The sequence below is a fragment of the Vulgatibacter sp. genome (assembly GCF_041687135.1).
GTDB lineage: Bacteria > Myxococcota > Myxococcia > Myxococcales > Vulgatibacteraceae > JAWLCN01.
The window spans coordinates 74,838-88,601 of record NZ_JAWLCN010000014.1; the positions used below are offsets into that span (position 1 = coordinate 74,838).

Annotated in this window: 15 protein-coding genes; 7 read left to right on the forward strand and 8 right to left on the reverse strand. The window is 71.2% G+C overall.

Annotated elements, in window-relative coordinates; genetic code table 11:
• The first annotated feature begins 6 nt into the window (after positions 1-6).
• Both ACESMR_RS22135 and ACESMR_RS22140 read left to right on the forward strand, forming a co-directional pair.
• Positions 7-837 (forward strand): DUF1206 domain-containing protein, encoded by an 831-nt coding sequence (locus tag ACESMR_RS22135; protein WP_373049309.1) that lies wholly within the window; start codon positions 7-9, stop codon positions 835-837.
• Between the two features lie 55 nt (positions 838-892).
• On the forward strand, positions 893-1,675 hold the full coding sequence (locus tag ACESMR_RS22140) for a glutathione S-transferase family protein (RefSeq protein WP_373049310.1): 783 nt from the start codon (positions 893-895) through the stop codon (positions 1,673-1,675).
• A gap of 59 nt (positions 1,676-1,734) precedes the next feature.
• On the opposite strand, the gene ACESMR_RS22145 is transcribed toward ACESMR_RS22140, so the two are convergent.
• Together ACESMR_RS22145 and ACESMR_RS22150 are read right to left on the reverse strand one after the other, a co-directional pair.
• The gene (locus ACESMR_RS22145) at positions 1,735-2,643 is read right to left on the reverse strand and encodes a c-type cytochrome (protein ID WP_373049311.1); all 909 of its coding nucleotides are present in this window, start codon (positions 2,641-2,643) and stop codon (positions 1,735-1,737) included.
• Positions 2,644-2,767: 124 nt separating this feature from the next.
• Positions 2,768-4,264: an ATP-binding cassette domain-containing protein gene (locus ACESMR_RS22150; RefSeq protein ID WP_373049312.1), complete on the reverse strand. Its 1,497-nt coding sequence runs from the start codon at positions 4,262-4,264 to the stop codon at positions 2,768-2,770.
• A 209-nt stretch (positions 4,265-4,473) separates the two neighbouring features.
• Here ACESMR_RS22150 and ACESMR_RS22155 point away from each other — a divergent pair, with 209 nt between their 5' ends.
• Positions 4,474-5,262: a class I SAM-dependent DNA methyltransferase gene (locus tag ACESMR_RS22155; RefSeq protein ID WP_373049313.1), complete on the forward strand. Its 789-nt coding sequence runs from the start codon at positions 4,474-4,476 to the stop codon at positions 5,260-5,262.
• Here ACESMR_RS22155 and ACESMR_RS22160 read toward each other — a convergent pair.
• Positions 5,259-6,050, reverse strand: coding sequence for an alpha/beta fold hydrolase (locus ACESMR_RS22160; RefSeq protein ID WP_373049314.1), 792 nt, complete (start codon positions 6,048-6,050; stop codon positions 5,259-5,261). The genes ACESMR_RS22155 and ACESMR_RS22160 overlap by 4 nt on opposite strands.
• A gap of 173 nt (positions 6,051-6,223) precedes the next feature.
• Between ACESMR_RS22160 and ACESMR_RS22165 the strand changes: the two genes are divergently transcribed.
• Positions 6,224-7,105 (forward strand): phosphodiester glycosidase family protein, encoded by an 882-nt coding sequence (locus ACESMR_RS22165; protein WP_373049315.1) that lies wholly within the window; start codon positions 6,224-6,226, stop codon positions 7,103-7,105.
• Positions 7,106-7,155: 50 nt separating this feature from the next.
• On the forward strand, positions 7,156-8,583 hold the full coding sequence (locus ACESMR_RS22170) for an FAD-binding oxidoreductase (protein WP_373049316.1): 1,428 nt from the start codon (positions 7,156-7,158) through the stop codon (positions 8,581-8,583).
• On the opposite strand, the gene ACESMR_RS22175 is transcribed toward ACESMR_RS22170, so the two are convergent.
• On the reverse strand, positions 8,564-9,955 hold the full coding sequence (locus tag ACESMR_RS22175) for a hypothetical protein (protein WP_373049317.1): 1,392 nt from the start codon (positions 9,953-9,955) through the stop codon (positions 8,564-8,566). The genes ACESMR_RS22170 and ACESMR_RS22175 overlap by 20 nt on opposite strands.
• Positions 9,956-10,040: 85 nt before the next feature.
• Complete coding sequence (gene serA / locus ACESMR_RS22180) at positions 10,041-11,282, reverse strand: phosphoglycerate dehydrogenase (protein WP_373049318.1); 1,242 nt, start codon at positions 11,280-11,282, stop codon at positions 10,041-10,043.
• A gap of 131 nt (positions 11,283-11,413) precedes the next feature.
• Between serA and ACESMR_RS22185 the strand changes: the two genes are divergently transcribed.
• Positions 11,414-12,121, forward strand: coding sequence for a hypothetical protein (locus ACESMR_RS22185; RefSeq protein ID WP_373049319.1), 708 nt, complete (start codon positions 11,414-11,416; stop codon positions 12,119-12,121).
• On the opposite strand, the gene ACESMR_RS22190 is transcribed toward ACESMR_RS22185, so the two are convergent.
• Genes ACESMR_RS22190 through ACESMR_RS22200 form a run of 3 tightly spaced genes read right to left on the reverse strand, consistent with a single transcriptional unit; the run spans position 12,118 to position 13,157 of the window.
• Complete coding sequence (locus tag ACESMR_RS22190) at positions 12,118-12,453, reverse strand: hypothetical protein (protein ID WP_373049365.1); 336 nt, start codon at positions 12,451-12,453, stop codon at positions 12,118-12,120. The genes ACESMR_RS22185 and ACESMR_RS22190 overlap by 4 nt on opposite strands.
• Positions 12,342-12,689, reverse strand: a complete 348-nt coding sequence (locus ACESMR_RS22195; protein WP_373049320.1) for an LD-carboxypeptidase — start codon at positions 12,687-12,689, stop codon at positions 12,342-12,344. The genes ACESMR_RS22190 and ACESMR_RS22195 overlap by 112 nt, the downstream gene beginning before the upstream one ends.
• A 33-nt stretch (positions 12,690-12,722) precedes the next feature.
• Positions 12,723-13,157, reverse strand: a complete 435-nt coding sequence (locus ACESMR_RS22200; protein WP_373049321.1) for a hypothetical protein — start codon at positions 13,155-13,157, stop codon at positions 12,723-12,725.
• A gap of 158 nt (positions 13,158-13,315) precedes the next feature.
• Here ACESMR_RS22200 and ACESMR_RS22205 point away from each other — a divergent pair, with 158 nt between their 5' ends.
• Positions 13,316-13,648, forward strand: coding sequence for a contact-dependent growth inhibition system immunity protein (locus ACESMR_RS22205; RefSeq protein ID WP_373049322.1), 333 nt, complete (start codon positions 13,316-13,318; stop codon positions 13,646-13,648).
• Positions 13,649-13,764: the final 116 nt, after the last annotated feature.

The window sequence follows — 13,764 nt, forward strand, 5'->3', positions numbered from 1 at the left end:
CGGCGTATGGCGGCGACCGATCGGGCCGAACGGGCGGCGAGGGATGCTGCGGCGAACCCCTGGGTGCAGCGGCTGGCACGGGCCGGGTACGCAGCCAAGGGTTTGGTCTACGTGCTCATCGGCGTCCTCGCGGCACAGGTCGCCTTCGGCACCGGCGGCCAGACCACCGGCACGCAGGGCGCGCTGCGGCAGGTGGCGGAGATGCCCTTCGGCAGCGTGCTGCTCGTCGCGCTCGCCATCGGTCTCGCCGGCTACGCGCTGTGGCGCCTGCTCGAGGCAGGGATCGATCCGGAGGGCGAGGCCCACGGCGCGAAGGGGGTCGCCAGACGAATCGGCTACGCGATCAGCGGGATCATCTACGGCGCCCTCGCCTGGAGCGCGATCCGCCTCCTCGGCGCAGGGAGCGGTGGCGGTGGCGGCGCGAAGGGCTGGACCGCGCGGCTGATGGCGCAGCCCTTCGGCCCGTGGCTGGTGGGCGTGGTCGGCGCGGTGCTCGTCGGCGTCGGCATCTACTACGTGGCGAAGGCCTACAAGACCACGTTCCGCAAGCGGCTGCCGCCGGGCCGGATGGATGCCCGTGCGCGCGACAAGCTGGTGAAGCTGGGGCGCTTCGGGATCGCGGCCCGCGCCCTCGTCTTCGTGCTCAGCGGCGTCTTCCTGATCGTCGCCGCCCTGCAGGCCGATCCCTCGGAGGCAAAGGGGCTCGGCGAGGTCCTCTCGACCCTCGCGGCGCAGCCCTACGGCACGCTGCTCCTCGCCGTGGTGGCGCTGGGCCTCGCTGCCTACGGGCTCTACCAATTCGCCCTGGCGCGGTACCGCCGGTTCGAGACGGCGTAGGAGTGGCGCGCTGCGCTGTCGGCGGTTACGAACGGTGCCCCGAGGAGGAGAGACGATGTCGGCGCCGCTCACCGTGTACAGCTGCTACTTCTGCCCCTTCGCCCAGCGCACCCGGATCCAGGTGGCGCTCAAGGAGATCCCCCACGAGCTGGTGGAGATCGATCTGAGCAAGCCGCGACCTGCCTGGTTCCTGGAGAAGAATCCCCTCGGGAAGGTGCCGGCGATCGAGCACGACGGCCAGGTGATCTACGAGTCGAGCATCATCGGCGAGTACCTCGAGGAGGCCTATGCCCAGCGGCCCCTCCTCCCTGCGGATCCGCTGCGGCGCGCGCAGGCACGCCTGCTGATCGCGATCGGCAACGAGCGCTTCGTCCCGGCGATGTACCGGCTGCTCATGGAGCAGGAGGCTTCGCGCCACGAGGAGCTGCGGGAGAACGCGCTCGCCAGCTGGCGCGAGATCGACGCCTTCCTGCGCAAGATGAATCCCGCGGGGAGCTGGCTCTTCGACGACGTCGGCTTCGGCCTGGTGGAGGCGAGCTTCGCCGGCTTCTTCCAGCGCTACTGCCTCAACGAGCATTTCCGCTGGTTCTCGCTGCCGGGCGATGCAGCCTACGAACGGGTGCGGCGCTGGCGCGACGCGATCCTCGCCCACCCGGTGATCGGGCAGACCGGCGTCTCGGACGACGACTTCATCAAGCTCTACGCAGATTACGCACAGGGGTACGGCAACGCGCAGCTGCCGCCAGGCGCGGAGCGGAGCTCCTTCGATCTGGCGGTGCCCCTGCACGAGCGGCCGATGCCGCCGCGGGGACCCGCACCCGCTTCGCCTGCGCGCTGAGACGAGCGAGGCGAGCCCCCTGGCGCAAGCGCACAGGGGGCCCGCCGGGCACAGGCCCTTCAGCGATTGCCGAAGGGCTTCGCCGGGCGCTCGCGGAGGTAGGCCCAGATGGCGTCCATCTCCATCTCGTTCAGGTTCTTGTAGACGCTCCACGGCATGAACGGGTTGACGTCGGTGCCGTCGGGGCGCTTGCCCGTCTTGAGCAGATGCACGAACTGCTCCTTCTTCCACTTGCCGATGCCGGTAGCCTCGTCGGGCGTGATGTTGGTGGGCACGGGCATGGTGGGCGGCATGCCGGGCATCGGGCCGCCGGAGAAGCCGGCGCCGTGGCAGCCGACGCACTGGATCTGCGCGAGGCGCTCGCCCCAGGCAGCGGTGGGTCCCGGCTCCGGTGCAGGCGGGATCGCCGCGTCGAAGTCGAGCTTCTCCGGGCTGACCAGCGGGATCACCCCGAAGCCGTGGAGGGCGTGGCCGGTGAGGCTCAGCGCCACCGTCTCCACCTCCCGATCGACCGGGGGCAGCGTCTTCATCCACGCGATCATCGCGCCGATCTCCCGGTCGGGGATCAGCATCGTCTCCTCGCAGGGCATGATCTTGATCGAGGTGCCGTCGGGGCGCACGCAGTGCTTGAACACCCGGACCATGTCCTCGTCGCCGAAGGTGGGGGGCAGGCCGCCCTTGCCCCGGGTGATGTTGGCGCCGACCACCTTGCCGAGGACGGGATCGTCGACCACCACCTTGCCGGCGCCGTCCGCGCCGTGGCACTCCGCGCAGCCGCGGGCGAAGAAGAGGCGGCCGCCTTCGGCGATCGCCGCTTCGTCCGTCGGCAGCGTCGGCACCGGGAGGTCGCGGACCTCCCAGGTCTTCGCCAGTTTGTTGCCCGAAACCACCCGCGCGCCGATCAGCGCCACTGCCACCACGGCGACGAGAACGGCGAGGCCGATCCCCAGCCACTTCATGATCTTCATGCTTCCCCCCGGACGACGCGAAGAGGCCGCCCTGCGCCGGCGAAAGCGGCGCCATGCACGGGGCGGCTTAAACACGACGAGCCAGCGTAGCGGGAAGTGCGCTTTTTCGCACCTCTCCCGACCCTCACTCGACGTGAAGAACGCCATCCCCGATCCGCCACCGGGCGGTGGTGGTACCGGCGGCGAGGGGCGCGTCGTGGGTGACGAGGAGGAGGGCCCCGGGCCACGAGGAGAGGGCCGCCTCGAGGCGCTCGATCGCCGGCAGATCGAGATGGTTGGTGGGCTCGTCGAGGACGAGGAGCCACACGTGCCGGGCCATGCCCCAGGCGATCTTCAGCTTGCGCGCCTCGCCGGGGGAAGGGCTCTCGCTGGCGAGGAGGCGGTCGGGGTCGGTGCCGAGCGCCGCCACCAGGGAGAGCACCCTGCCCCGCTCTGCCGGCGGAAGCGCCCGCAGCTCGCCCAGGGTCGCGCGGCCCTCCTCGGGCGAGAGCTCCTGCTCGAGGTGGAGCACCTTCTCCGCCGGGAGCTGCGCCGCCTCGAGCAGCGCCCGGATCAGCGTGCTCTTTCCCGCGCCGTTGTCGCCGGCGAGGTGGATGCGGTCGCTCCTGCCCAGCGTGAGCTGCACGTCCCGGAGCAGGATCCGCTCGCCGGCCTCGATCCGCTCGCGGACGAGGCTGGCCAGGGGATTTCGCGGCGCCGGCTCCCAGTGGAGGAAGACCGATCGGCCGAGCTCCTTGCGCAGCTCCACCGCATCGAGGGCCGCGGTGGCCCGCGCCGCTTCCCGGCGCACCACCGCCACCTCCCTGCCGATCCGCTTCTCGGCCTGGGCCACGCGGAAGTCGGCGCCGAGGCCGCGGGCGTCGCTGTCCTTCGGCCCCTTCATCCTGGCGCCGACGCTGCGCTGCGCCACCGCCTGCTGCTGCCGGTGGCGGGCCTGGGCGAGACGCCGGTCGATCGCGGCCTTCGCCTCCTGCGCAGCGGTGAGCTGCTCGAGGCTGCGGCGCCAGGCCTCCTCCCGCTGCGCCCGCGCCGCGCCGTAGCCGCAGTCGAAGAGCTGGAGCGCGCCGTCCTCGAGCCAGAGGGTGCGGGTCGCCAGCTCCTCGAGGAGCGCGCGGTCGTGGGAGACCACGATCCCCACGCCCCGGAAGCGCAACAGGGCGCGCACGAGGCGCTCCCGCCCCGCGGCGTCGAGGTGGTTGGTGGGCTCGTCGAGGAGGAGCAGATCGGGCTGCCGGGCGAGCGCCGCGCCGATCTGCCAGCGCTTGCGCTCCCCAGGCGAGAGCGAGGGCCAGCGCCCGAGCGCCTCGGGATCGAGGGCGAGCTCGTCCCGCAGGCGGATGGCGTGCCCCTCCCAATCCCAGGCGAGGGCCTCCACCGCCTCGTCGGCCTCGTCCACCCGCTGCGGGCAGAGGTGGACCACGGGGCGCTCGGGATCGGTGCGGAGGGAGCCTTCGGTGGGCTCCAGCTCACCGGTGATCAGGCGGAGCAGTGTGCTCTTGCCCGCACCGTTGGGACCGACGAGGCCGGTCCAGCCTGCGGGGAGAACGAAGTCGGCTGCGGAAAAAAGCGGGAAGGCGTCGGCAAACGCGAAGGAAGCGCCGTTGGCGCGCAGGGATGGCATGGAGATCGCTCCGAAGCGTCGGGATCAAGCAGAGGGCTTGGGCTTCAGGCGATGCGATCCAATGCAACGAACCTCGCGTGGGGTGGACGAGACGCGCGGATCTTCCCGGGTGGTCGGACCGGCGCGACGATGGGGAACCTAGATCGACTGCAGTTCATGCCGCAAGAGCCCGCTGGCCACGACCGGCTGCAGGTGGCATCTACGAGGCCATGGAGGATCGTCGCTGGAGGGGCTGGGACAACGCCGAGATCTACGACCGCTTCGTCCGCGAGCGGCGCATCTACAGCTGGCTGAACGAGCGCCTGGTCGAACGCGCGGCGCTGGGCGACGCCCGCCGCGTCCTCGACCTCGGCTGCGGCACCGGCGCCACCACCCAGGCCTGCCTCGCCCTGCTGCCGGCGGACGCCGAGGTGGTGGGGGTCGACCAGTCGCTGGAGATGGTCGAGGTGGCCAGGGCCCAGACCCTCGATCCCCGGGCGAGCTTCGTGGTGGCCGAGGCAGGTGCAGCGGCTGCTGCGCTGGAAGGGACCTTCGATCGCGCGGTCTCCAACGCGGCCTTCTGGCAATTTCCGGATCGGCCGAAGGTGCTCGCGGGTCTCTCGAGCGTGCTCGCCCCCGGGGCGCGCTTCGTCTTCAACGTGCCTGCCGAGCGGGTGGAGAGCGCCCCCTTCCATCCCTTCCAGGTGGCCCTCGCCCGCGCCATCGAGTCCCGGACCGGCGCCGCCTTCGTCCGGACCTCCACGCCCTTCGACCCGGAACGGTTCGCGGCGGAGGTCCGCCCCTTCGGCCTCGAGCTGCTGGCGCAGGAGCGCCTCGAGTACGAGGGGCCGCAGGGGGAGCTGGTCGAGCTGATGGAGATCCCCGCGATGATCGCGCCGCTCACCGAGGAGCTCGACGAGGCGGCGACCCGCGAGGTGCTGGCGGAGGCGGCCGCAGCGACGGATCCGAAGGAGCGGGTCCGGGTGGCGTGGCTCTACCTCACCCTGCAGCGCAATTAACCGAGGTGCTCGGCGAGGAAGCGGCGGATCCGATCGGCGATCGGCGCCGCGCCAGCAGCCCAGGGGAAGTGGCCGGCGCCGGGGACGATCTGCAACTCCGCGCCGCGGGTGGCCAGCGTCACGGCCTGCGCCACCGAGGGTGGCGCCACCCGGTCGTCGGCGCCGGCGAGGACCAGAACCGGGCAGCGGGGATCACAGGAGGGGACGGCGGCGCGCAGCAGCGGCAGGAGGTCGGCGACGAGGCGGCCGTATTGCTCCGGGCTGCGCAGGACCGCCGCCTCGAGGTCCTGCCGGAACTCGGAGGTGAGCCTCGGACCGAGCTCCTCGAGGAGCGCCTCGCGCAGCACGGGCCCCGTGGCCCCGCGGACGCTGGGGAGCGGGCGGCGCCCCTCCCTGCCCCGCACCGGCCCCGGCGGAGAGACGAGAATGGCGGCCCGGGGCCGAACGATCTTCGCCCGAAGGAGCTCCCGGGCGAAGAAGGCACCGAGCGAGTGGCCGCCGAGCACCTCGGGCTGCACCTCGGCGAGGAAGTGGCCGAGGCGCACCAGCGTCTTCTCCAGGCCGAGGGCGGGGCCACCGGCGCTGCCGTGGCCGGGAAGATCGACGAGCCAGACGTCGAACGCTTCGGCCAGCGGGCGAGCGAGCGGCAGGAGCAGGTGGTGGTCGAGTCCCGGCCCACCGTGGAGCAGCACGATCCGCGGCCCGGCACCGAGGCGGCGGACGAGGAGCGCCTCGCCGCCGGCGCGGACGATCGTCGGTGCCGGGAGTGCCGGAAGCAGCGGTGCCATCGCCCCAGCGTAACAAGTGGCGCGGCGAATTCGCGCCCAGACCGCGGTCGTCGTGCGGCGATTCGTGGCGCGAGCGCCGCGCCGGTGGTGGCGCCGGTCGATTCGAGCGCCCGCTCGCCTCCTCGTGGTGGTGCAGCACCACCTTTGCTTGGCATGCTGGGCGAGGAGGCAGCATGGCGCGGCGATGGTTCGGTTGGTGCCTGGTGGCGGCCTGGTTGGTGCTCTTCGTCGACACCTCCAGCAGCGCCGCCGCGCCGGCAGCGGTGAACGGAACGTCCGATCGGCTGGAGCGCACCGCGCTCCTCCACCGGATCGGCTCCGCCGCGTCCGGGATCGAGGCGGCGGTCTGGCGCTACGCGAGCAGCAGCGGCGACGGCAGGCTCTGGATCGTCTCCATCGATCCCGCCAGCGCGAGGCTCGGCGTGCTACCCGCAGCGAAACCCGCCCCGCTCGCCGCGGTGGTGTCGTCGCTGCGCGGCGATTTCGTGGCGATCAACGGCGGCTTCTACGATCTGGAGAACGAGCCGATGGGACTCGTGGTCGCAGCGGGCACGGAGCACGCACGCCTGCGCCGCGGCGGCGGCTCCGGCGTCTTCTTCGTCAACGGCGGCGCTCCCGGGATCCTCCACCGCAGCGAGGACCTGCTCCGGCAGCCCCTGGAGCATGCGGTGCAGAGCATCGACCGCCTCGTCGACGAGAGCGAGGTGCTGGTGCGGGCCCGGGCGGATCTGCCCCACGACGCGCGTTCGGTGGTGGTGATCGATTGGCGGGGCATGGTCCATCTCGTCGCGGCGGTGGACGAGCGCGCGATCGCCTCCGAGCGCGACGGCCGGATCCAGCTGGGGCCGGAGACCACCGCCACCGGCCCCACCCTCTGGCAGATCGCCGACTTCGCCGCCCGCCCCGTGCTCGAAGGGGGGCTGGGTGCACGTTTTGCGCTCAACCTCGACGGCGGCTTCTCCACCGCGCTGCAGCTGCGCCTCGGCGGCGAGCGGATCGCGCTCTCGGGCTACCGCGGCACCATCAACGCCGTCTACGCGCAGCCGGGACGGTAGGTGGCCCGATCGCGCTTGCGCCTGCGCCGGGGGCGCACTACGCCTGCGGCATGAGCGCCCCGCTTCCCGCCGCCTTCCTCGATCGCCTCGCCGCGGAGTTTCCCGGCGATCTCGTCTCCCGCGAAGCAGCCGACCTCGCCGAGTACGGCAGGGATTGGACGAAGGTCCACGTGCCGGCGCCCGCGCTGGTGGCCTTTCCCCGCAGCACCGCGGAGGTCTCCCGGCTCCTGGCGCTCTGCAACGAGCACGGGGTGGCGGTGGTCCCCTCGGGTGGCAGGACCGGCCTTGCCGGCGGCGCGGTGGCGGCCAACGGCGAGGTGGTGCTCTCCCTGGAGCGGATGCGCCGGATGGATCCGGTGGACGAGCTCGGCAACACGGTGCGGGTGCAGGCGGGCGCCGTCACCGAGGCGGTCCACGAGCACGTGCGCCCTCTCGGCCTCACCTGGCCGGTGGACTTCGCCTCCAAGGGATCGAGCCAGGTGGGTGGCAACATCGCCACCAACGCCGGCGGCGTGAAGGTGATCCGCTACGGCCTCACCAGGAACTGGGTGCTGGGGCTGCAGGTGGTGCTCGCTTCCGGCGAGGTGCTCGAGCTGGGCGGCGCCCTCGAGAAGAACAACACCGGTGTCGATCTGCGGCAGCTCTTCGTCGGCAGCGAGGGGATCCTCGGCGTGATCACCGAGGCGACGCTCAAGCTCACCCGCCTCCCCGGCAAGCTCGACGTGATGCTCTTCGCCGTGCCCGATCTCGCCGGGGTGCTGCGGCTGTTCCGCGAGGCACAAGCCGGCCCTTTCACGGTGATGGCCTACGAGTTCTTCACCGACGTCTGCGTGGCCAGGCAGCGGCGCCACCGCAGCGTGCGTCTGCCCTTCGAGACCGAGGCGAGCCACTACGTGCTCCTCGAGGTGGAGCGCAGCGAGCCGGATGCGCTCGAGACCTGGCAGGCGGCGCTCTTCGAGAAGGAGCTGGTACTGGACGGCGTGGTCGCCGCCCACGCGCAGCAGGCGCAGGAGCTCTGGAGCCTGCGCGAGGGGATCAGCGAGAGCCTCGCGGCGACCGGCATGCCCCACAAGAACGACATCGCCCTGCCGGTGGCGGAGCTGGAGCCGTTCACCGCCGAGTTCCAGCGGCTCATCGACGAGCGCTACCCGGCGTTCGAGGTGGCGATCTTCGGCCACATCGGCGACGGCAACCTCCACGTCAACGTCATGAAGCCCGACGAGATGGAGAAGGCGGCGTTCCTCGCAGCGGCGAGCGCGCTCGACGAGGGGATGTTCGAGCTGGTGCAGCGCCACCACGGCTCGATCAGCGCCGAGCACGGGATCGGGCTCCTCAAGAAGCCCTACCTCCACTGGTCCCGCAGCCCCGCGGAGATCGCGCTGCTGCGGGCGCTCAAGGCCACGCTCGATCCGAAGGGGATCCTCAACCCCGGCAAGGTGATCGATCCGGCGCCGCTGGTCAGAACTCCTGGCGGGTGAATTCGAACGCCAGCGGGCAGACGTCCGAGGCGTTGGGCTGGCTCCCGTCGAGTGCAGCGGCACCGCCCGCCGGAACCTCGACCCAGAAGGTATTCGGCGTCTCGTCGAGGCAAGAACCCCATTCCGACGCGGACGCATCGACGGCGATGCGGTAATCGAGGTCGGGAAGGACCCCGCCTGGGAAGTCGAGGTCGAAAGTGCCGTCCGCGATCCGCCCGAAGGCCCAGCCCTGCACGGTGCCGGTTGCCGATTCGACGAGCGCCGCGCGTACGCTGCCCTCGTCGAGACCGCCGAAACTGCTCCCTCGCAAGGTCACGTCGGTTCCGAAGCCGGGCAGCAGCGCGCAGGGGGCTAGCGCCTCTCCCATGGCCATCGAAAACTCGAGACGCCGATCAGCCACCTCGGGCTCGGACGCACCGCCGCGCTCGGCACTCGTGCACCCGAGTGTGTCGCTCGCCGAGAAGCGCCACGCGATCGAATATCGGAATCCGTGCAGGGCGCTGCGCGGAAACTCGAAGATGGCCCTACCTGTGCGCGGCAGTGCGGTCTTGCGCTCCTGCACGAAACGCATGCCGGACGGCGCCTCACCAACCAGCGCGGCGTGGACGAAACCGGGGCTATCGGTGGGAAGCCCCGAGATCGTCGCCATGACGTCGTGGGGGTTGCCTCGATTGAATCCCTCGCAGGTCGGCTCGACACCGGTGGGCGCCCCCGGGGAGACGTCGATGGTCACCGGGCCGGAGAGCTCCAGTTCGAAGCGCATCACGTCGTCACGCAGCACGTCGCAACCTCCGTCGTGGTCCATGTCGACGAATGATTCGACGACGACTGGAACGCCCTCCGGAAGCTTGAAGGTCTGCGAGAAGCGTTCGCTCGAGCTGCGGTGGATGCGCTCGGAGGATTGGGTCCAGCCCATCGCGACCTCGGTCACCGCCAGGATGTGGCGCACGCCTACCGGATAGCCGGTACCGGTGACGGTGAGGATCGCCCCTTGCGGCGTGCATGCATCCCCGCAGGACATGAACTCGCCGCAGGCCGCCTCGTCCAGGCAGGCGAGGCAGCGTTCGAAGTCCTTCGCAGAGAGGCGCGGGTAACCGACGCAGGTCTCGACGCAGCGCGCCTGCTCGGTCATGCCGCACGCCACCTGCCATGCGCAGTAGTCGGAGCAATTCTCTTCGACGCTGCGCGCGGTGGAACCACCGGCACCCGCTCCACCGCTCCCGCCGGCTCCGCCCGTACCACCGGTGCCGACCGCGCCAGAGCTACCGCCGGTAGCTGCGACGATGTGTGTAGTTGGCTCGGCGCCACAAGCGATGACGGCCAGCGCGACGGCGGTGAGCAGGACGGCGGTGAGCAGGACGGGACGACGCATGGAGTTCCCCCGAAAAGAGATCGGGGGGATTATGGCACCATGCGTGTTTCTTTTGGCAACCCCGCGTAGCCGACGCGTCGACGGGTCAGTAGAGGATCCGGGTGCGGATGTTGGCGTCGAGGCTGCTCACCGCCTTGCGCACGTCCTCGGAGACGTCCGCGCCGAGGTCCATGACCAGGTAGCCGATGTTCGCATCGGTCGACAGGTACTGCCGCTCGATGTTGGCGTTCAGGTCCGAGACGATCTTGTTGATGTCCCGGAGAACGCCCGGCACGTTCTTGTGCACGTTCAAGATGCGGTGGGCGCCGGGGACCGGCGGCAGCTCCACCTGCGGGAAGTTCACGGCGCCGCTGGTGGTGCCGTTGTTGATGAACTTCACCAGGGTGGTCGCCACCTCGCGGCCGATGTTCGCCTGCGCCTCGATGGTGGAGCCACCGACGTGCGGGGTGAGGATCACGTTCTCGAGGCCGCGCAGCTCGCTCTCGAAGCCGGGGCCGTTGCCCTCCGGCTCCTCGGGGAAGACGTCGATCGACGCGCCGGCGAGGACCTTGCGCCGCAGCGCATCGGCGAGGGCGGGAATGTCGACCACCGTGCCCCGGGAGAGGTTGAGCAGGTAGCTCCCCTGCTTCATCTGGTGGAGCTGCTCGCCGCCGATCATCCGGTGGGTCTGCGCCGTGGCGGGAACGTGGAGGGTGACGAAGTCCGACTCGACGAGGAGTTCCTCGAGGGAGGCCACCGGCCGGTTGTTGCCGAGCGGCAGCTTGGTCATCGTGTCGTAGAAGACGACCCGCATCCCCATCGCCTCGGCGAGCACGCCGACCTGCGCGCCGATGTGGCCGTAGCCGACGATGCCGAGGGTCTTGCCCCGGATCTCGAAGGAGCCTTCGGCGGTCTTGAACCAACGGCCCTCGTGTGCGTCCCGCGAGCGGTCGAAGGTGCGGCGGGAGAGCACGATGATCTCGCCGATCACCAGCTCCGCCACCGATCGGGTGTTGGAGAAGGGCGCGTTGAAGACCGGGACGCCGCGGATGTTGGCTGCATCGAGCTCGATCTGGTTGGTGCCGATGCAGAAGGCACCGATGCCGAGCAGCCTGCGGGCGTTGGCGAGGACGTCGCCGGTGACCTGGCTCTTGCTCCGGATCCCGAGCACGTGGGCGTCGGCGATCTTCTCCGCCAGCTCGTCACCCTGCAGGGCCGACTTGACCATCTCGACCTGGAAGCCCTCGCCCGAGAAGATCGCGGTGGCGCTCGGGTGGATGTTCTCCAGGAGGACGACCTTGATCTTGTCCTTGGGGAACGAGGTGACCGGCGTGGTGGTGGCGGACATGGCGTTTTCGTTCTCCGCTGCCCCGCCCCGGCCACACGCCGGAGCGGCGGGCTTGCAGCTCTATAGCCCATGGAAGGTGGGCCATCCATGTCCCGATGCCACCCCCGCCCCCGGCGGCGTAGGATGGCGCGATGACGGAAATGGACAGCTACCGACTCTCCCCGGGGGGCTTTCGGCCGATCTTCGTGCGGCAGGCCCTGCTCTCGGCGGTGGCGATCGCCGCGCTGGCGTTCGTGGCGGAATGGGCACGGCCGAGCAGGGACGAGCTCCTTCCGCTGCTGGCAGGGCTCGTGGTCGGCGCGGTGGCGCTCGGCCTGGGGCTGCTCCTCCGGCTGCAGCACCGCAGGTGGAGGGGGTGGCGCCTGGAAGTGTCGCCTGCGGGCGGCAGGCTGTGGCACGAGGAGCGGCTGCTGGTTGCCTTCGAGCCGGCGCAGGTCCGGGCGCTCCGGCAGCTGCCCTCCGGGGCGATCGTGATCGATCTCGACGTGCCGCCGGGGGCGGTGGCCATCCCCGCCGAGGTGGAGCGGGCGGGCGAGCTCCAGGAGCGGCTGCGGACGTGGCGGCCGCTGCAGCGGGCCCCGGGCGCGCGCCTGCGCGCAGCGGGCCAGGTGGCGATCGGCTGCGCGGGCGCGGCGCTGCTGCTCGCCGTGCTGGTGGTCGAGACGCCGCGCCTCCTCGTCCCCCTGGCCGTGCTCACGCTGGTGGGCTGGGGGGCGTTCTGGCTCCGGGCGCGGCGGGACCGGCGTCTCGACCAGGCGAGCCGCAAGCGCGTCGACGGCACCACGTTCTCGGTGGTGCTGCTGGTAGCGGTGAAGCTCGCCCAGGTGCTGGGCGGCTAGCGGGCCGTCACCCACGGGCCCTGTGCGACCAACTGCGCGTCGCCGGGTCGCGCGATCAGGCGGTAGGTCGCGCCCTCCGCCAACGTGAGCATCGGTTGGGTGTGGCAGCAGTCGAAATTGGAGACGATGGGGAGCTGTCTGTCGCCGACGATCTCGAGGAGCAGATCCTCCATCGAGAAGGGCGCGCCTTCGTCCCGGAAGAACTCGGGCTTGCCCACGATCAGCCCCGCGATCCGGTCGAAGACGCCGAGGCGCTCGAGGTGACGCCAGTTGCGCTCGAGCCGGGACATCGGCGCCTCCATCTCCTCGATGAGGAGGATCCAGCCGTCCAGCGCGAGAGCTCCATGAGCTCCGCCGCACGCTCCAGCGGCGCCCCGGAGCGGTAGCCCTCCATCGTGCCCCGGGCGGTCAGGGAACCCTCCTTCACCCGGTAGCCGAGGCGGCGGAGCTGGTCGAGGCCGTGGCGGTATTTCTCCGGGTATTTCGCGTGGGAGGGCGCCGAGGGCGCGAAGACGCCGACCGTGTCGCCTGGCAGCAGCGCGGGCGGAAGAACGAGCGGGGCTCTCACGTCGACTCCGGATGCGGACGCGCCGCCGATCGATCAGCCGCCGCGGATCCAGCAGACCGGCTCGCAGCCCGATCCCGCCGGCGCCACCTGGCGGCTTCCAGTGGTCGTGAGCGCGGAGAGGCGGCTGCCCCTGCTGGCGTCGTGGGTCTCGACCAGGAGGTTGAGCGTGCCCGATTCGCGGAACTTCTCCTCGTCGGGGCCGCCGGGAGGCTGCGCGATCACGATGGCGTCCGGCGCGCAGGTGATGGTGAGCCCGCCGATGGTGGCGCTGCCGGGACAGCCGGTCTCGAGGACGCGGTCCCAGAGCTCGATCCGGATCCGGTCCGCGTCGGGCGCCGGCGCACCGAGGTGCAGCTCGTTCGTGCAGGTCGCGGGCTCGCAGGTGGCGGCGGCGGTGGGCTCCTCGCCACCACAGGCGGCCAGGGGGCCGAGGGACAACAGCAGGGCTGCTCCGGCGATCCGGCGCATTTCTCACCTCGTGTCTTGGGGTCGAGCACCGAGCATCGCAGCTCCCACCGGGTTGGGCAAGGCGCTGTGTGTGAAGGCCGCGGCCTCCCCCACCGCGGGAGGCCCCGGATGCAGCCTCCCCCTGCCGGCGGCTGCCGATCGTCCGCATCTTCCCCTCCATGGGTGGGAAAGCGCTGCGGCACCTGGTGCAATTCTTCCACGACTACTTCCCGGTGGGTTGGGAGCGGCGTTGGGCCCGCGCCAGCGAGGCGGTGGAGGCCTTCGTCCGCGACGAGCGGCCCGGCCTGGTGCGCCTCGCCCTCGACGATCTCGAGCGGCTCCTCGACACGGGGCCGGACGAGCACGGGCTCCGCAAGGAGCTCCACGCCCTCGATTGCCACTACCAGCCCTGGTACGAGGGCTCGTCGGCGTCGGCCTGGCTGGACGAGCTCCGCGAGCGCTTCTCCCACGCCCTCTACGGTGCGTCCGCGGAACGAACGCGCCACGCTTGAAGCGCGCGCCCGGGCAGCCGATCGTCGGCCCACGAACACACGGAACATAGCGCCCCCACAGAGATAGGATGTTCTCGGCTGGTGAAAACGGGCATGCTGGCCCTCACCCGTGAGGG